The following is a 19,081-nucleotide window of genomic DNA, read 5'->3' on the forward strand; positions in this document are numbered from 1 at the left end:
GCGGCTGGCTTTTTTATTGGACTATAGGGCTATTATTAGGGTCCTTATTCTGCAGGCAGATAAACGCGGGGAACGCGCTGGGTTAGGCCAGTGAATAGTTCATAAGGGATAGTACCTGCGCAATCTGCCACTTCTGATATCGATATTTCGTTGCCCCACAGTTCAACCTCTGTGCCCACTTCGGCATGCGGCACCTTCGACAAGTCTACGGCCAACATATCCATCGAAACACGTCCGATCAAACGGGTACGCACTCCTCCGACCATCACTGGCGTGCCGGTGCCAGCATGTCGCGGATAACCATCGCCGTAGCCACACGCGACAATGCCATAGCGGCCATCCTCCTCAAAATGAAAATCCGCCCCGTAGCCAATCGACTCACCTTTGTGGACGGAACGCACCGCTATCAAGCGTGATTGCAATGTCATACTGCATGCCAGTGACTGAGTCTCGGCTGGGCGATCAACGCCTCGCACAACCGGGTCACTGCCGTACAACATGATACCCGCCCTATTCCAATGTCGATGGGCAGCTGGCAACGCGAGGATCGCTGCGGAGTTTGCGATACTTTGCTGGAGCGCGAAAGCTTCACCTTCTGCTCCTGGAAGATCCTTCAGCAGCTTTTCCACAGCGTTTACCGCCCTGTCAAACGACGCTAACTGCTGCGCATTTTCCTCACGGTCTGGTTCATCGGCACAGGCGAAATGGCTCGTCAGTATCACTGACTTGACCATATCCAGTGAGAAAAGCTCTTTGTACTGTTGAGCAGCTCTATCCGGCGAAAATCCAAGGCGCCCCATTCCGGTATCAATCTTGAGCCAAAGGTTTAATGTGCTGTCGCCGGCGTTTGGCTGGTACTCTTGAAGAAGAGCAACTTGATAGTCACTGTGTACAACAAGATCGAGATCTAATCGGTTGGCGGTAGCGAGCGCTTCCGCGTCAAATACACCCTCCAGAACCAAAAGTCGCCCGGGGACATTTGCCGTTCGCAGCTCAATCGCTTCTTCGAGAGTCGCCACCGCCAGAGCATCCACATGAGGGGAAAGGTGGAGACCAACATTGACAAGGCCATGGCCGTAGCCATTGGCTTTGATAACGGCTACCACCGCGCCACCGGCCAACGTTTTTGCCTGACGGTAGTTGCTTACAATGGCATCGAGTTTAACGATCGCCTGAAGAGGCCGTGTCATGCGTACTCCATGGCAAAACTATCGGCTGCAAATAGATCGCTTGCCTGACACTCCGCAATGATTGGTGCAGCCAATGCTTGCAGCCCTGCAATGAAAGACTCACTACGAACGAGTGGCAAACCGTCCTCGGTCGCAGCAGCACACTGTGTTACACCATCGACAAACCCCGCATCGACCAGGGCGTTCAGGCAGGTCGCGAGTTCAAAGCCTGTCAGTAAAGGGCGTCCAACACAGGCCGATGCCAGCGCGAGCAGAGTATAAGCTCCCCAGTTCGAAACATCCGCGAGCACGAGGTGGTCAGTGCTTGCCGACGCACAGGCCACAGGCAATTGCTGCAGGTGCGTAGCCACAAGCCCCATACCAAGCTCGTTACCACCATCCCCTATAGCAAGGGTCGGACATATAACCTGCTGCAACAGAAGTTCCCAGGTGAGGGTTTGCGCACTGATATCTTCAAATCGCATATTTCGGTGGGTGCCATCTCGTCCAACACCAGGCACCTCGATAAATATCACCAGCGTGGGCTGGAAGTCACTGACAAAGGTCCTGAGTTGGGCTTCACACTGCCCCTTGTCAATCGGCACAACACAGTCTGCGAGCTGTTCACCGTTTGCGATAGCTGCAGGCAATGCTGCACGCAGTGCCTTTGCGTAGCGCTCTGCACCCACTAGGGCTACTTCCGCACCCAATCGCTGTAGCCCATTGGCAAGCGCGATAGCGCCTGCGGGGCCGTCGGTCTCAAAACGCTCGCCTACGGGGAAACCACTCACAATCGCAACCCGCCCGCTGTTGCGCAACAGTGCCTGTACCGAATCGCGCAAGTACCCTCGATAACCACTATCGCGGACCGTCGCCATTCCCCGCAAATTACCCGCCACCATCAATGCTTCCAATTGCATGGCCAACTGGTCAGTACTGGGTCTGAGGCCTTTCTCAAAGGTTAAATTATGCATTTGCACCTACCACGGCACTGGAAAAGAATTGAGATTGCAACAGCCACTCGTGCTGCGATTCCGCCCGATTTCCCATGACAAAGCGCACTTGTGCACCCGGCCGGGCTTGCGCCAGACGGTCCAGGTCCACTCGGTAAACATGCCCGAGCTTGGGGTAACCACCTATTGTCTGGCAATCCTGCATCAACACAATTGGTTGGCCATTGGCCGGCACCTGAATTGCACCCGGGCTCACTGGCTCAGAAATCAAATTGCCCGGCGGTTCCGGTAACGCGCTACCGGCGAGGCGCACACCCATGCGGTCGGAATCCGGAGCCACGGTATAGCTGGTATTCAACAGTTGATGCACGCAATCCGCAGAAAAGGCATTGAACTGATTGGAAGGGACAACCCGCAAAGTTACTGCGGTGCCATAGGTACGTCGAAACTGGCTGGGAACCGCGCGAACCGAAGCATCATGGATTCCTGAATTCATTGGGCAGCCAAAGGTAAGGACGTCACCCTTTGCCAACGGTTCGCCATTTCCCTTCAGGCCACCAAGTCCGTCACCCTGGCTCGTTGCACGACTTCCACAAATAAGCGGGGCGTCGACACCGCCAGAAAAGCCCAGGTACCCCCGCAAACCATCGGTAGCAATCGATGCTTCGAGTTTCGCACCCGCCCGCGCTCGATAGGAACACCAGTTTTCCAGTCGCTCGCCATCTAGCCGCCACCCCAGATCAGCACCTGCAATTGCAAACCGACCCTCAGATTTGAACTGCATGCGAAAGTTTCCCAGGCACAGTTCGATCACTGCGTCACCGCTGGAATTCCCCAAGAGTCGATTGGCCCACCCGGCCCCATGGCTATCAGCAACTCCACTGGCACCGATACCGAGATGTTGATAACCAAAGCGACCGCGGTCCTGAATAAGCGCGAGCGCTCCCGGGTTCAGAATTGTTGCGAGACAACGACGCAACGCGATATCTGATGAAGAAAACGCTATGCTATTCATCAAAGCAGCCGCCTAGTTGCACATATTCATCGCGGGAAATTTGCTGGAAGCGCACCCGAGCACCGACCGAGAGCAATACCTCGGGCTGCCCGGACGAGCATGAAAACAACGGTGTGGGGCAACGACCAATCAGGTTCCAACCGCCGGGACTCGCCGATGGATAGACCGCAGCCTGATTGCCGGCAATGGCAACAGAGCCCGCGGGAACACGCTTACGCGGCGATTCCAAGCGTGGAACCCGTATGGATTCAACGACATCTCCCATAAACGCGAAACCGGGGCGGAACCCCAAAGCAAAAACCCGATACGTCTGGGAGGAGTGAAGATGGATAATTTCATTCGAACTCAATTCACACGCACGGGAGACTCTTGCCATATCAGGCGCTGACTCCTGCCCATAATAAACAGGAAGGGTAATGAGCGGTGCTTGTTCGCCCTCGCATCGGCTCGCCTGCTCCGTGTCGAGTGCTTCTCCGAGTTCACGAATGGTTCTGCGCAGAACAAAGTAGTCACAACGCAAAATGTCAAAGTACAGGGTTACGCAACAATAGGAGGGAACAATATCCTGCACGCGGTCCCCGAGTAGCCGCTTCAGTCGTTCGGCAAATGTGAGTACGCGGGAAAGCGAGTGTTCACTTGGCTTGTCTGCAAGGTAAACCGTGATCGCCGTATCACCTGAGTCTACGATCTGGAACATCAGACCCCACCTAGCTCCAATCGAGTGACTGAATATCGGTGACCAACTCAAGTTCTGAATTGAGCCTGTCAGTGATCAACATATGACCCGGCGCGTGAGTAATACAAAATGGCAAATTGGCATTACGTAGAGCTTCAATCGCCGTGACTCCACACGCCCAGAATGACGGGATCTCTTCTTTGCCAACACGTATCGCTTCGCCGAAATCCGGCTCGGCCAAATCTTCAATGCCCAGCGCGGCCGCGTCGCCAGAAAAGATGGGCGCACCATGTACCAGCGGATAGCGGCCAGAGATTTCACAGGCCTGTTCAGTCGCATTGCCACTAAAGGGACGCATGCTCACAACCAATTTGCCATGGAATCGCCCTTCCGCAACGCACTCTTTGTCGGTACGGTACATTGGCACATTGCGGCCCTCAACGATGTTCCGCACCTCCAAGCCCGATGCAATCAGTGCCTCTTCAAAAGAAAAGGAACATCCCAGAGCAAAAGTCACCAGATCATCGCGCCACAAAGCACTGATGTCCGTCACCTCCTCTGCGGGCTGTCCGGCACGATGCACCAGGTAGCGCGGCACATCTTTACGGATATCCACGTCCTGCCCCAACCCGGACATCAGGAACTGGCCTGGCTCGGCTCGATACAACAGCGCACAGGCCCGGTTATTCCTGTCACAAAAACGCGCAAACTCATCCGCGTACTCAGCGGGCACTATGGCAATATTCGCCTGAACATAACCGGCTGCGAGACCAGACGTTGGGCCGGCAAAGCGTGCCGCGCGAATTTCTGCACGAATCACACGAGGGCACTGCTTGATCATGCCACCTGGACCTCAGTGTAGAGCGGTACATTGTCCGCACGAATGAATTTCCCAAGTTCCAATTCAATGGCAAGACCGAGTTGGAGCAAGGCGGCGTCGGCATATGGATGCCCGGCCAATTGCACGCCGGTCGGCACACCATTGTCCCCCAGACCACTTGGAAGTGAGAGCACCGGACAGCGACTCAAGGTGTTGAACGGATACGTCATAAACCAGCCTTTCACGGGGTCCACGCTGACACCGTCAACTTCCAGTGAGTCTCTACCGTAGTCGAAATCTGCGGGGACTCGTGTCGTGCACACTGTAGGGCACAGCAAGAAATCGTAGTTACGGAACACCTGCTCTAGTGACTGCCACATATGCTGAGCATAATCGTTCGCCTCTTGGATACGCTCGGGGGAAGCCGCAGACGAAAGATCAAAATAGTGGCGAACGTAACTGCTTAACTGGTCGCGGCATTCTGGGTTGTCGTACTTCTGTCGCAACATATGTCCCATGGAAGCGCCCTGGTGAATCTGCGCGGTGCGAATGCAGCGTGCATCCCAATCCAGGGATACCAACTCGACCTCGGCACCCAGTGCTGTTAGCTGGTCCGCATACGCCAGGGTGTTACGACGCACGTCGTCATCCAGAGGAAAGAAGCCCAAATCCAGGGACAAGCCAACTTTGAGGCCTTTTAGCTTCAGCGGTGCCGCTGGCACTGACTCTTTCGCAATCTGGGACACCAAATCGACCGGGTGTGGTCCAGAGATCAGGTTGTACAACAACACCATGTCACGGGCACTGCGCGTGAGCATGCCGTGGTGTACGTAGGGGTCCACGTTATAGGGAGGGATTTCGGGGATACGCCCATGTGAAGCTTTAAGCCCCACAAGCCCGCACTGGGAGGCCGGAATGCGAACCGACCCGCCCATGTCCGTACCATTGGCAATGGTGCAAAGACCTGCGGCCAGGGCAGCAGCCGAACCACCGGAGGAACCACCAGGGGTAATATCGGTATTCCAGGGGTTACGTGTCACCCCCCACAAGTCAGACCACGTATAGGCGGCAACGGAGAACTCTGGAGTTGCGGTGCGCGCATGGAATATTGCACCGGCAGAGAGCAATCTCTCTGGCACCGGATCGGTCACGTCTGCCACGTTGTCTTGCAACAGCCGCGAACCATTGGTGGTCACCTCACCGCGCACGTAGGTCTCATCCTTGATCGCGGTGATTATGCCTTCCAGCGGTCGCGCTTCGCCGCGCGCATACGCCTGCTCGGCGGCATGCGCCTGCTCCATTGCCCGTTCAAAATTGCACTGTGTAAATGCATTGATTTCTGGGCCAATCTGCTCATACCGCTCGATATGTGCCGCGAGTACATCCACTGGTGACAAATCACCGCGGATATAGTGCTCGCGCACCTCACAGGCATCCATGTAACACACGTCCATTCGCATGGTGCACCTTTTATTGTTCTCACTTCGAAAGCGCTAGTGTGGCGGTCCAACCGATTGAAATTAAATGATTAACCAAAGGCAGGACCGATAGACATCACAGTGTGACTATTCAACCCTCTTTATTCACCGCCTCGCCATCTGCTTGCATTACTCCTGCACTAGTTACGGTTACTGGCAGCTCCCCGGCAGAAACCTCAGGGCTCAGTAACGCACGCGCGAGTGCGTGGTAGATTGGTCCTTCGAGCCGCTGCCCTTCACCGAGGTAGGCTTTGTAATCGAAGCTTGCCAAATGCACATCGGCCAAGGTTTCGAAGCGCGCAGCCTCGTATGGAGAACGCATACTGACAAAGACTGTCTTGGCTCCATGAGCATTTGCAGCCTGCAACGCATCGACGTAGATTTCATAGCGCTGCTCGAGATCGATCACACGATGCTCAAGTATTGCCAGATCTTCCATACCGCCCAGCTCTACGGCACTTTCGGAAGGTACGATACTCGCAACAACAAGTGCATCAGCAGCAGACTCATTAATTGCGCTTACTGCAGAATCGGGGTTCAGAACCTCGACCTCAACGTCGCTCGCCTGCATCAATGCAATACGGAAAGCCTCACCAATTGCGCGGTGCGGCGTTAACACCTGTACACGTTTTACCGTACTATCAATGACCGGCAACTTGGCAGGATCTGGGGTGAAAATATTGGTCAGCGCCGCACTTGCCAGCGCATCGGCCAGAGCGCGATGCTCCTCCGTTGCCAGCACTTGTTCCGCCTGGGCGATTGCTTTCTCCTCAGCCAGTGCCATCCAACTCTCATCGATGAACTGCTGCTTGAGCTTCTGCACACGAGCGAGTGAAGCATCGATCTCTTGCAGCGACAGCTCACCACCTTCAACCGCTAAAACAACACGGTCTATCAGTTTATCCAGCTGCACCAGATCTTCGGGAAAACGGATTTTTATCGGCATGAGTGCAATATCGGCACCAGCTTTAAAGGTATTCACCACCGCCTCTTCCGGGGTGAAGTAATCGCTGATACCTGCCATATTCAGAGAGTCAGTGATGATCACCCCCTGATAAGCCATGTCTTCTCGCAGTATTCCGGTCAGAATCTTGCGCGAAAGAGTAGCCGGCGCCAGCATCTGCTCCCCGGAACGCGATGTGAGCATGCTGGTATCCAGAGATGGATATTGGATGTGTGCAGTCATCGTCAGTGCTGGTTGCGCGCGGGCGATCACCTGTTTGAATGGGAGCAAATCTATCGCTTGTGCGTCTGCTGCGGTGCGCTCTACACGGGGAAGACCTGTATGGCTGTCCACACTGGTATCGCCGTGCCCCGGGAAATGCTTTACCGTCGCAGCGACACCGCGCTGCTGGAACCCTTCGACACTCGCGGCTCCCAGGTCAGCGACGACCTGCGGGGTTTCACCATAGGAGCGCACATTAATGACTGGGTTGTCGGGGTTACTATTTACATCCAGCGTTGGTGCGAAGTTCACATTGAACCCAAGCACACGCAACTGCTCCGCCATGACCTCTGCGGTAGCACGGGCAAACCGATCACCTTCTCGCGAGTAGGTTGCTCCGATCGCCATATTGCCAGCAAATGCTGCGGCCTCTTCACGCGGCAGCCTGTTTACGCGCCCCCCCTCCTGGTCGATACCTATCAGCAGCGGCAAACCGGAGCGAGATTGGGCGGCAGCTGCCTGCAGTGCTCTATTCAGCTTTACCATCTGTGTGCTGCTTTCCAGGTTATCAGCAAACAGAATGATGCCACCAAGGTCACTGTCTGAAATCAACGTCGCCAGCTCTGGCGGCAGCGAGGTAACCGGCTGTGCACAATGCGCCGCACCGGCTTTCCCTTCCGCCGGGCGCTGCATATCCGGGCAAAAGTAGCGGATGTCCAACATCAACTTCTGCGCAATTTTCTGACGCAAATCCAGCGATGCACCTGCAGAGCCTTGGCCGCTCTTGTCGGACTGGCCACAGGCACTTAGAGAGGCGATCAGTGCCGCGAGGGAACAGGACTTCAGCGCTTGCACAAGCAACGGTTTAACCAGCATAAATAATAACCAATTATAAGATATTTGAAATTGCGGAATAATTTATTCTTCACATTTAGCGCGGCAACGCAATAGGAAGTTTTCGAATCTAAAAAAAAGGGGGCGAAAACGCCCCCATCAATCCACAATGAGTCGATTTAGTTAGAAATCGTAGGAGACGTTCAGGCCAATAGTGCGTGGCGCCGTGTAGATTTTACGCTCACCCACGTAATGCTCTGCTTGGTAGGAAACCTCAGCGCGTTCATTCGTCAGGTTTCGAGCCCAGACTCCTGCAGTCCAGTCGTCACCCGAAAGTGCCAGGTTGGCACTGTACAGAGTGTACGAATCGTAGCGAGGGGGTTCTTCATCAGGTGAATCCGCGCGATTACTTTGAATCTCACTCGTATAAGCACCACGCACATTTGCAGACATGGTTAGACCGTTACTTAGATCGTAGAAAAAGTCCGCACCCAGATTGTGACGCCACTCTGGTGCACCACCGAGAAGGCCACCCTCGGACCAAGTCCGGCAGCTAGACCCATCTGTGTAGAGACAAACCTCTTTCGTTTCTGCCCATTTCGCTTCGGTAGTCGCAGTTGCGTACTTCAGATTAATGTTGTCAGTAACCTTCAGGCGGCTGCTGAAATCAAAGCCGCGCGACTCAGCCGCGGGACCGTTGGCAGTACCATTCAGAGGGAACAGGTTGATGCTCTGAGAGTAATAGGTCTGAGTGTTATCCCATGCAATCTGATATACGTTTGTTTCAACATAAAGCACGTCATCGAAGAAACTGCCTTTCAATCCGAGCTCAAAGTTATCAACAGAGTCAGGCGCGTAGTTCTGGGTACTTTCCGCAACCTGCTGATCTCCCAGGTTTTTGAAACCGTTCACGCCACCACGACGGAAGCCCTGGGATGCAGTTGCATAGACCAGCAGATCATCCGTCAGGTCGTAAGAAGTATTGAGCTTGAAGAACTTTTCGCCAGACTCAGATGTGTCAGTGGCACCTTTGGTGTCAACAGCGCCGAATGCATAATCTGTAATCTGGGGATCCGCTTCGTCGGAGAAGTTAAATACTCGCGCTCCCAGAGTCACATCCCAACGATCAGTCACTGCATAGGTGAGCTCGCCGAACAAAGCCAGCTCACTGTAATCAGAGTTGATGTCCTCGGAATAGCCAGCGTCCACACTACCGCCAACCGCGGAGCGATCGATTCCGCCCACAGAATCCAATGTCGGGAAAATTTCTGAGAAAGTCAGGGCGCGCTCTTGTTGGGTGTAATAAATACCACCAATCCAGCTCAATGCGCTATCACCTTCAGACACAAAGCGGGTTTCGTGACTCAAGCCAGAATAGGTGTTGTCAAACACCATGTACGGGGTTTCATCCGTATTATCCGGAGTCAGGGCACTCCAACCCCAGTCACCGTAATACAGGTAGCCAATACCGTAGTTGGCTTGACCCTCACGCGTGTCCTTAAAGTAAGAGGTACTGGACTTCATCGAGAAGGAGTCGAAGCCCCACTCAAGATCCATTGAGTCTAATTTGAAAGAGCGGTCAGAAAACTCACGGTAACGCCCCACAACAACATCCTGACCATACTGGAGCACGTCGCCATCCTGAGTGGGATCGATGGTGCTACCACCTGAGCCGTTGGCAAGCTGACTTTGCTGTGCATGCGTAAATGTGAGCTTCGCATCCGGGTTGATTTGCCAAGCTAATGCCACCTTGCCCGTGGTTACGTACTGATAATCATCGTTTTCATAGCGGGTCTGGCTCGTGCCGTCGACATTAGTCCAGGGGGTCTCGGTACGGAAAGACGGAGAGATCACTCGATCGGTGTATCCAGCCTCGTCCAAGTACGCAAGAGACGCTCGAATAGCCACATTCTCACTCAGTGGCTGGTTAATCACCACGTCGGTGTCGGTACTCAAGCCGCCGCCCTTGGTCTGATACATTCCGGTGTTGAAGCGCACAGTCGACTCGTCAAAATCTGGCTGATTGGTAATGTAGCGAACAGTACCCCCCAAACTACCAGAACCGTACAGAGTCCCTTGAGGGCCCAACAGGGTTTCTACACGCGCTATATCCTTAATACGGTAGCCGATATGCGGCAATGGGGTCTCGTCCAGGTAATAAGCCAGTGTAGAGCGCACAAAGAATTCAAGGTTATTCTGATTTACCGGTGAAACGTTGAGGCCTCGCACCGTAACGGAATCAGCGAAGCGCGCAGAATTACCAGGGGCGCTGATAGTCACAGAGTCACTGATCAAGTCTTTCAGGTCAGTGATCGCGCGTTTACGCATTTCCGCCTCTCCAATCGCGGAAATATTCAACGGAATATCTTCGACAGATGCCTCACGTCGGGTAGCGGTAACAACTACCGTCTCTAGCGCCTGGACTTCCTGGCTTCCTTCTTTCGCCAGTTCCTTCTGGTCTGCTGTACTTTCCTGAGCAAAAGTTACAGGAGCCAGACTCAGAGCAAACATTGGCACAATGTATGCCAGCGGTTTTTTATTGAATGGGAACATACCCTAGATCCTTATTATTTGACTAAGACTCTCTTCTCGGGCGCGCGAACTCATCGACCCTGCAATCAGGATCTCTCTCGAAGCTAAAAATTGGAAAATATCAACCATCGGCAACGGCGATAGATAAGCGGAAAGATAATATTACTGGTCGAGGAAACTCCTTTTCGCCAAAAGCGCACCAAGTGAGCGCGCAAACTGTCGAAAATTCAGTCGCCAGCACCATGCCGATGCAAAACCTGAGACATTTATCAGCCGCCAGATCAGGTGGAAATTACAGAAAATCCCTTAGAGCATGAGTCAAATGGCCGGTTGTGGGGCATACTGAGTTTTGATTCCAAACTGGGAATGCATGCCGCCAACGCACCAAGTCGGTTAATATCGGCCACAAGTGTGGTTAAAATAAGACCACGCTTTACAAAACCTATGCCGTCGCTTTACAGAACAATGAACTCTGATACAGTGATTTCCATAGGCCAAGCCGATACAAGCTATTCGCCGGGCCAACGAGATCTCGCATGATGGCCAGCTCGATGGAGCTAAGCATCGAACAGATGCAATATTGACCATACCCAATAAAAACTTTGGCAATTGTCGCGTTACAGGGGATTTATGGAATCGCGCTTCTTTATCGCACCAGAGCAGCTAGAGGCCTTTGAGGCAGCTGCACGCAGTGGATCCTTTTCCGCGGCCGCACGGTCTCTGGGAAAGGCGCAATCAACGGTTTCAGGACTGATAAGCAACCTTGAGATTGACACGGGCTTGACGCTCTTCGACCGCTCTGGTCGCGAACCCAAACTCACCGCCCAGGGGCGCTCCCTGTTACATGATGTTCGCTCCCTACTCAATTCCTATTCCCGCTTTGAAGCAAAGAGCCGCAGCCTCAATGCAGGGCTAGAAGAGTCACTTACTATTGCCGTCGACGAGTCCGCCATTGATTTGAGCGCTCTGGCGCAGGGACTGGAAAGATTCTATGCCGAGTTCGGCACCGTGACCATTAGCTTGCGACATGCTTCCGGGGACACCGCCGCGTCCTTAGTTCGAGAAGGTAAAGCGGATATCGGTATTGTTTTGAGCCAGGGGGACTACCCGGAAGACTTTGATTTTCGAGGGGTCGGCAATTGTTCGTTTATGCTTGTTGCAGGGGCTAACCACCCACTTACGAGACTGGATAAAGTGAGTATCCAGGATCTACACAACCACCTGCATCTGCGTATTAGTGCAAGCAGTGATCCGGCGTCCCTGCCGGAAAATGACCTCAGCGATCGAGTCTGGTACCTCGAAAGCTATTCACTGTTCATGACGATGCTGACAGAAGGGCTCGGCTGGGCATTTACCCCGCTGCATATTGCACGCCCACACATTGAAAGCGGTGCAATTGCCGTATTGGATACGGACTTCCAGCTAACTCCCTACCCATACTGCACCGACCTTATTTGGTCACGCCGTAAAACCCTGGGCCCTGCCGGACAGCGGTTAATCGATGAAGTATCCAATATCCTGTCCGCAAAAACTGCCGAGCCCGCCTAGACGACGGGCAGGTAAACGCAGGCCTTAGGCAGTCAGCTTGCGGGGGGCAGCAACAAGCCCCTCTTTTTGCAAATCGTGATAGGTGTGCTCAATTGCCGCACCTAGCCTCTCCACTACAAAGTCCACGTCGTTATGGCTCATGGTTAGTGGTGGCGACATCACATTCAAGTGCACGATAGGACGCACAATCAACCCATTCTGCTCAGCGCGGTCCGAGATCCACTTGCCAATATTCAGCTCATCCGGCAGCAACTGCTTGGTTGTTTTGTCCGCGACATTCTCCACGCACATCATGAAGCGCTTGCCACGAACGTCGCCGACAAGCGGGAGATCGCACAATGTCTGCAATCGCTTCTCGAAATACGCACCAACCTCAACCACACGTGCCAGCAGATTTTCCCGCTCGATAATCTCAATATTTTTGAGTGCCGCCGCACAGGCCACCGGATGCCCCGAATAGGTGTACCCGCTGGCGAAGTAGCGATCTGCATCACCGGTTGCGATCACATCATAAATTCGATCGGAGAACAGAGTGGCGCCCAGCGGCTGGTATCCCGAAGTCAGGCCCTTGGCACAGGTAATGATATCCGGCTGTACACCGAATAGATCTTCAGAGGCAAACCAGTGGCCGACGCGGCCAAATGCAGTAACCACTTCATCGGCAACAAAGAGAATGTCATTCTCCTGGCACAGTTCCCAGATTCGGCGGTTATAACCCTCGGGCGGTACAATCACACCCCCGGATCCTAAAATCGGCTCCGCAAAAAAAGCGGCGATTTTATCAGCACCCAACTCCACGATTTTCTGCTTAAACTCGTCAACGAGGAAGTCACAAAATTGCTGCTCATCCATGCCCGCGGGTGCACGGTAGGGGTTCGGACAACTCAGGTGGTGAATGGTGTCCTGGATATAATCGAACTCAGCAATCTTGTCGCCCGACTTACCAGTAATAGACATGGCCGCATAAGTACTGCCATGGTAGCCGCCCTTGCGCGCCAGAATGTGCTTCTTGGCCGGCTTGCCACGACAATTTTGATAGAAATGCACCAAACGGAACGCCGTATCAATCGCAGTCGACCCACCGCAGCTGTAAAAAACCCGATTCACATCGCCCGGCGCCAACTCGGCAAGCTTTTTCGCAAGCTGAGCCGCTGGCACATTCGACATATCCACAAAAGGATTGCCATAGGCCATTTCTCGCACTTGCTCGGCAATGACTTCCGCCATCTCTTCTCGGCCCAAACCAATGTTTGTGCACCACAGCCCACCTACTGCGTCAAAGTAGCTTTTGCCCTGTTCATCCCACAGGCGTGCACCTTTTGCCCGGCTAAGCATCAATGATCCCTCCTCTTTAAAGGAATCAAAATGGGTCCATGGATGCATCCAGTGGCGTTTATCCGCCTGCCAGTTCTCGCTACTCATAACCTTGCTCATTCTCAACGTTGTTGGAGTCCCCCCAACGGGACGGACAATGAGCTTAGTGTAAGCCGCTTATTGATCAGTGACAGTTTGTAGCTATCGACAGCGCCGATATGTCGAGTGCGCACTCGACTCTATAGCGTCGGTAGCTGCCATTGCGAGCGCAGGGCCATGTACTGCGCTTTTGGCAGTGCTACATACACCGGGAGCTGATCGGATTTTAGCCACTCTAGAATCGAATCCATTTGCGGCTCCGCCATTGCAGTGCAACCGGCAGTGGGGCTACCCGGCGCTTTCCACAGATGCATAAAGATGCAACTACCGGCCTTGGGTACATTAGCGGGATTGTGGGCGACAAAGATCCCTTTTTTGTACTGCTGATCCCCATAATGAATATCCCGGCGCATTCCTTCAGAGGAGCCCTTCACCTTATCAGCGCCTACCACAGCGGCGTCCACAGTCTGGTTGTACAAGGCAGACTCAGGCATATCGATACAATAATGGGAAGCGCTCATAGGTTGGTAGCCGAGCCCGGTGCGCAACGACTCCGGGTAGCCGAAAGCATCACCCAAACGAAAAATGCCCGCTGGCGCTTTTCCATCGCCCTCGCGCTTTTGAGGGTCACCTTCGCGAACAACAGAGTTGGGATGCAGTCCAATTCCCCACGCCAGCCCTGTGCGACCAAGGTTAACCGGAACTGGTTCCAGTACCGATTCCCAGCCCTCCGCTCCACGCTTAAATGCATACAGCTCGCCGGTGGTCGCACCCCAGTCATCCGTCAGGGTAATCAGTAATTGCTGACTATTCAGTGGTACCTGGGCGGCGGCGCTCAAGGTGCACAAAACCGCAAGTAAAAATAACGAACATTGTTTTCCCAACATAATATTTTCCTACGCGCGCGGTCAGCGCATCTTATTAACTAGGCGCAATACCTCCCAGCATGCACCCAACGTGTGATAGTCACACTTGCCGCCAGCGATGCTTTTTTGGTCAGAGTACTTCCGGTTGTGACGGTCAAGTAATCGATACCAAGCACCGAATTCATGGTCGACAAAATGCGCCCAGCTATATTCCCAAATTTTGTCATACCACTGCCAGTATTGCGTCTCACCGGTCGCCTCAGCAAGTAGCGCCGCCGCGGCAAATGACTCCGCCTGTACCCAGAAATATTTATCATCATCACAAATACTGCCATCTGGTGCGTGACCATAGAGAATACCGCCATACTCCCGATCCCAGCAGATCTCCAGAGCGCGATCAAACAAATTGGCTGCTCGCTCAATCATCCATGGCTCGGGCCGTTCGCGGTGTAAAAGCAACAAGAGCTTGGCCCATTCTGTCTGATGGCCCGGCTGAAAGCCCCAGGGGCGGTACAGGTTTTTGGGGTCTTCACGGTTATAGTCCCAGTCAATGCTGAGGTCTTTGGTGAAGTGCTCCCAGATCAGGCCATCTGCTTTGTCAGCAAGGGCAACTGCCACTGATTTGGCCAGGGTATATGCTCTGTCGAGAAACACAGGATCTTGCGTCGCGGAGAAGGCAGCTAAAAGCGCCTCACAACAATGCATATTTGCATTTTGGCCACGATAGGGAGATACAACGTGCCAGTCTGGTGAGGCTTCATCCGCATAGAGCCCCGCCTCTGGCTGCCAAAAATGCTCGTTAAGTAGCTCCCAGGTGGTATAAAGCTGTGAACGCATGTCGCCGACGCCGGTTTCGATACTTGTCGCATACGCGAGAATCACAAACGCCAGGCCGTAACAGTGGTTGGTCTGGTCCACTGGCCGGTTGTCCTGTAACACCCAATTATATCCGCGCCTCTCTGGATCCCAGTGATAACGTTGCAGATACTCCAGTCCAGCTTCCGCCAATGCCTTGTACTCTGAGCGCTTGGATTCATCCAAAGTGCTCTTATATGCCCGGCCATAGTTGAAAATCATCCGCGTGGTACTCACGAGATGCTTTTTGCCAATATCGAATACGCTACCATCATCGAGATAATTCTGGTTGAGACCGCCAAACGCATGATCACGCACATTCGGCCGGTAGAATTCGAGAATACTCTCGACATGTGCTTGCAAAAAATTTGGGGAGCGGAAATTAGTCATGATGAACCCTGCATATTTATTATTTTTGGAAAAAATTTCAGTAGCTGGCAGTCATGCCGAATCCAAACGTCTGCAAGCTTTCGAGTGTAGGTAGCGCGACGAAGGCACCTTTACGGGAAACCGCGTGGGCACCGCACGCACAGGCAAACTCCAGTGCGCGCATAAATTCTTTGGACCCTAACCACTCCGAAAGCCTATCTGGAGAAACTGTCTGCATGGAAAGCTGGTAGAGGAAGCCACCAATAAAGCCATCGCCACCCGCGGTGGTATCAACCGCTTCTACGCAAGGAGGTTGCACGCTACCGCTGTGACTGCGAGTCATCCACCGTACTGGCAGACCGCCATTGGTGATCAATAACAGTTGCGCCCCCTGCTGAAGTTGCTGAGAGATAAAGCCCTCAACGTCCGCGGCACCCTCATCGGCGAGAAATTCCAACTCCTCGAGGCTGAACTTAACGATATCTGCCTGTGAAACCAGGGAATTCACTGTTTGGCGATCCGCAATTCCTGCAGGCCACAGATCATGCCGCAAATTCACATCAAGACTTACTAACCAGCCGGCAGCACGCGCCCGATCCACAACAGCCTTTGTGGTATGTTCGATCGCCTTTTCAGTAAGGCTATTCGAGCAGATATGTAAAATCCCTGTGCCAGTAAATAACTCTGGAGAAAGATGCTCCTCACGAAATAACAGATCTGCCGCAGGTGGCCTATAGAACTCGAAACTTCGCTCCCCATTACTGTCCAGGGTGACGAAAGCCAAGGCTGTTTTTGCCTCATCGGTAAACTTTACATGGTCCGTATTGACGCCTTCTGCAGCTAATGCGCTATTCAGGAAGTGGCCAAACATGTCCTCTCCTAGCATCCCCGAAAAATAAGCATTACCTCCAAGCTTGGCAACGGCGACCGCAGCATTTGCCGGGGCACCACCAGCGAACTTGGTAAACTGCTCCGGTTCACTGATGCTAGCGGCGCCAGAAATACGGTTGGATAGCATGTCAACCAGCGCTTCACCAAAACAGACGACCCTCACAATCTCTCTCCTCTCCAGCATCCCTCAAGATACGTTGTAGTTATAGCGACTCAAAGACTTTCGGGAAACCTAACCGGATCCTTTGCATAGGAGGTTCGGATTACTTCACGGTAGTTTTCCAGGCCCTCGTAGAAAAAGAACACCTCCCCTAGCAGGCCTGCATCCCGATTGGCTGCCAACATGCCCCGCATCATCTCCTGCGATGGCATTGTGTCACCTACTTTAATCAGCACGCCGGGAGCAAAGCCTGAACGTTGGGTGTCTGGTATATATGAAAGGGTGTCATGCAGGGTTTCTTGGTAACTAACCAGTTGATGCCGGTACACTTGGGGAATTAACAGGTCTACTGCACCCTGCTCTATCCAGTCAGGCCAGTCTTGCAGATAGTGGTTCAAAGACCAGGGAAACACGGAAGGTGAGAAAGACACGATCACATCCGGGTCTTCCATTTTTACTGACTGATATAGATCAACAGCGTACTGATTCAAGCGGCCGGCACGCCATTGCACCCATTGAGTATCTTTGCTGTCAGCAGGTGCTCGCTGCCCCATTTCTGCATAGTAGGCGTCGGTCACTTCTGGGTTATACCCGCCCTCGGAGGGTAGGGCCGGAAGACGGTCATCACCCTGCACGCCGTCAATATCGTATTTACGCACCACTTCCAGCACAAGCGATGTCATAAACGCCTGCACTTCGGAATCCAAGGTATTCAGCCATTGGAAGCCATTTTTGCTGACCAGGTCACCGTTCCGGTCCAACGCTGCCCAGTGCGGTTTGCGCCGAACAAGTTCGCCCCCCTGCCCTCCATGCGATGCAGCAAAGCCAAATTCGAACCAGGCAAATACTTTTATGTCTCGTTGATGCGCCGCCTGAATGAGTTCTTGCAGCGGATCACGACCACGCTGCTCCGGATCCATTGACGGATCCATAGCAACGCCAGTGAATTCCTGCATAATTTCGGAAGGGTATAGGGTGTGCCCCTTATTCCAGGTGACCACGAAGATGCTGTTTATCCCGAGCTCAGCACAGAGCTCGACTGCGCGCTCTATTCCCTCGCGCGTGTACATTGCATCACTGGCCACATTAGTTAACCAAACCCCACGGACAGCTTCCGGCAGCGACTCATGCGATTCCGCCAGTTGCTGACTTTGGGCATGAGACTGCGCGATTACCATCTGCAACAGGATGCAAGCGACAACAAATATGTACCTCTGCATTACCAAACGCATATCACGCTGCCTCTCTGGACTTCTCAACTTTCTGAGGTGACACGGTGATGCCGTCTTCGCCAAATAAATAAGCATCCGTGCGATCGAAATCGAGGTATATGGCATCGCCTAGTCGTGGCAAAGCGAATTGCTGTGTCTGCACACACACATCCTGTCCGCCGACATCTATGTAGACAAAACTGACGGAACCCAACTGCTCAACAGCGCGCACCTTGCCCTGTATTGGACCTTCATTGCTAAACCGCAGGTGTTCAGGTCGTATGCCAAGAGTTGCCGTCTCACCAACCTGCCCCGCCTGTTTCACTATGGGGAAAGCCAGTTCCTTTGCTCCAAGCGCAACGGTCAACATATCGGTCGATTTCCGTACGGCTGTCACAGAAAGAAAATTCATCTTCGGAGAACCGATAAACCCCGCCACAAACTTGTTAACCGGATTGGTATACAGGGCCATTGGTTGACCGACCTGTTCGATTTCGCCATCACGTAACACCACAATGCGATCTGCCATGGTCATTGCTTCGGTTTGATCATGTGTGACATAAACCATGGTACTGCCGAGGCGACGATGCAGATCAGAAATTTCCGAGCGCATTTTTACACGCAATTCCGCATCGAGATTGGACAGAGGCTCATCAAAAAGAAACACCTCCGGGTCTTGCACCAATGCGCGGCCAATCGCTACACGCTGGCATTGGCCTCCGGAAAGCGCACCCGGCTTGCGTTTGAGGTATGGCGCCAGCTGCAAAACCTCTGTGGCATACGCTATTTTTTTTGCAATTTCGTGCTTGGGCACTCCACGCATACGCATTCCAAAGCTCAGGTTCTGCTCCGCAGTCATATGTGGATATAGGGCGTAAGACTGAAATACCATTGCCACCTGCCGCCGACTGGCTGCCAGTCCAGTCACATCCCGGTTCCCAATGTGTACCTGGCCTTCACTCACAGATTCCAGTCCTGCGATCATGCGCAGCAATGTAGATTTCCCACAGCCCGAAGGTCCGACGAATACAACAAACTCACCGGATTGAATACTCAAATCCACGCCGTGAATAGTCTGAGTATTACCAAAGCGTTTTTTTACAGCGGTCAGTTTCAGGTCAGACAT

The 19,081-nt window shown here is 53.3% G+C and carries 15 protein-coding genes; 1 reads left to right on the top strand and 14 read right to left on the bottom strand.

Annotation, left to right across the window (positions count from 1 at the left end):
• Positions 1-44: 44 nt before the first annotated feature.
• From alr to AS89_RS0113190, 8 genes are all read right to left on the bottom strand, one after another.
• Positions 45-1,190: an alanine racemase gene (gene alr / locus AS89_RS0113155; RefSeq protein WP_010133153.1), complete on the bottom strand. Its 1,146-nt coding sequence runs from the start codon at positions 1,188-1,190 to the stop codon at positions 45-47.
• Positions 1,187-2,143 (bottom strand): glutamate cyclase domain-containing protein, encoded by a 957-nt coding sequence (locus AS89_RS17570; protein WP_010133154.1) that lies wholly within the window; start codon positions 2,141-2,143, stop codon positions 1,187-1,189. Before AS89_RS17570 ends, alr begins: the two co-directional genes overlap by 4 nt.
• On the bottom strand, positions 2,136-3,137 hold the full coding sequence (locus AS89_RS0113165; protein ID WP_081475738.1) for a biotin-dependent carboxyltransferase family protein: 1,002 nt from the start codon (positions 3,135-3,137) through the stop codon (positions 2,136-2,138). Before AS89_RS0113165 ends, AS89_RS17570 begins: the two co-directional genes overlap by 8 nt.
• On the bottom strand, positions 3,130-3,834 hold the full coding sequence (gene pxpB, locus AS89_RS0113170) for a 5-oxoprolinase subunit PxpB (protein WP_010133156.1): 705 nt from the start codon (positions 3,832-3,834) through the stop codon (positions 3,130-3,132). The genes AS89_RS0113165 and pxpB overlap by 8 nt, the downstream gene beginning before the upstream one ends.
• 10 nt (positions 3,835-3,844) lie before the next feature.
• The gene (locus tag AS89_RS0113175) at positions 3,845-4,654 is read right to left on the bottom strand and encodes a putative hydro-lyase (protein WP_010133157.1); all 810 of its coding nucleotides are present in this window, start codon (positions 4,652-4,654) and stop codon (positions 3,845-3,847) included.
• Positions 4,651-6,093: an amidase gene (locus tag AS89_RS0113180; RefSeq protein ID WP_033230486.1), complete on the bottom strand. Its 1,443-nt coding sequence runs from the start codon at positions 6,091-6,093 to the stop codon at positions 4,651-4,653. The genes AS89_RS0113175 and AS89_RS0113180 overlap by 4 nt, the downstream gene beginning before the upstream one ends.
• A 109-nt stretch (positions 6,094-6,202) precedes the next feature.
• Positions 6,203-8,152: a glycoside hydrolase family 3 N-terminal domain-containing protein gene (locus AS89_RS17575; protein WP_010133159.1), complete on the bottom strand. Its 1,950-nt coding sequence runs from the start codon at positions 8,150-8,152 to the stop codon at positions 6,203-6,205.
• A 141-nt stretch (positions 8,153-8,293) separates the two neighbouring features.
• Positions 8,294-10,663: a TonB-dependent receptor gene (locus AS89_RS0113190; protein ID WP_010133160.1), complete on the bottom strand. Its 2,370-nt coding sequence runs from the start codon at positions 10,661-10,663 to the stop codon at positions 8,294-8,296.
• Between the two features lie 609 nt (positions 10,664-11,272).
• Here AS89_RS0113190 and AS89_RS0113195 point away from each other — a divergent pair.
• Complete coding sequence (locus AS89_RS0113195; protein ID WP_010133161.1) at positions 11,273-12,190, top strand: LysR family transcriptional regulator; 918 nt, start codon at positions 11,273-11,275, stop codon at positions 12,188-12,190.
• 24 nt (positions 12,191-12,214) lie between these two features.
• On the opposite strand, the gene AS89_RS0113200 is transcribed toward AS89_RS0113195, so the two are convergent.
• The 6 genes from AS89_RS0113200 to AS89_RS0113225 form a co-directional block, all read right to left on the bottom strand.
• Positions 12,215-13,612, bottom strand: a complete 1,398-nt coding sequence (locus AS89_RS0113200; RefSeq protein ID WP_010133162.1) for an aminotransferase — start codon at positions 13,610-13,612, stop codon at positions 12,215-12,217.
• Positions 13,613-13,743: 131 nt separating this feature from the next.
• Positions 13,744-14,490 (bottom strand): L,D-transpeptidase family protein, encoded by a 747-nt coding sequence (locus AS89_RS0113205; RefSeq protein WP_010133164.1) that lies wholly within the window; start codon positions 14,488-14,490, stop codon positions 13,744-13,746.
• Between the two features lie 21 nt (positions 14,491-14,511).
• Positions 14,512-15,714 (bottom strand): AGE family epimerase/isomerase, encoded by a 1,203-nt coding sequence (locus AS89_RS0113210; RefSeq protein ID WP_010133165.1) that lies wholly within the window; start codon positions 15,712-15,714, stop codon positions 14,512-14,514.
• 37 nt (positions 15,715-15,751) lie between these two features.
• Complete coding sequence (locus AS89_RS0113215) at positions 15,752-16,768, bottom strand: carbohydrate kinase family protein (RefSeq protein ID WP_010133166.1); 1,017 nt, start codon at positions 16,766-16,768, stop codon at positions 15,752-15,754.
• A 29-nt stretch (positions 16,769-16,797) separates the two neighbouring features.
• Complete coding sequence (locus AS89_RS0113220; RefSeq protein ID WP_010133167.1) at positions 16,798-17,976, bottom strand: glycoside hydrolase family 10 protein; 1,179 nt, start codon at positions 17,974-17,976, stop codon at positions 16,798-16,800.
• Position 17,977: 1 nt separating this feature from the next.
• Positions 17,978-19,081, bottom strand: coding sequence for an ABC transporter ATP-binding protein (locus AS89_RS0113225; RefSeq protein ID WP_010133168.1), 1,104 nt, complete (start codon positions 19,079-19,081; stop codon positions 17,978-17,980).

It is taken from the genome of Microbulbifer agarilyticus S89 (assembly GCF_000220505.1).
GTDB lineage: Bacteria > Pseudomonadota > Gammaproteobacteria > Pseudomonadales > Cellvibrionaceae > Microbulbifer > Microbulbifer agarilyticus_B.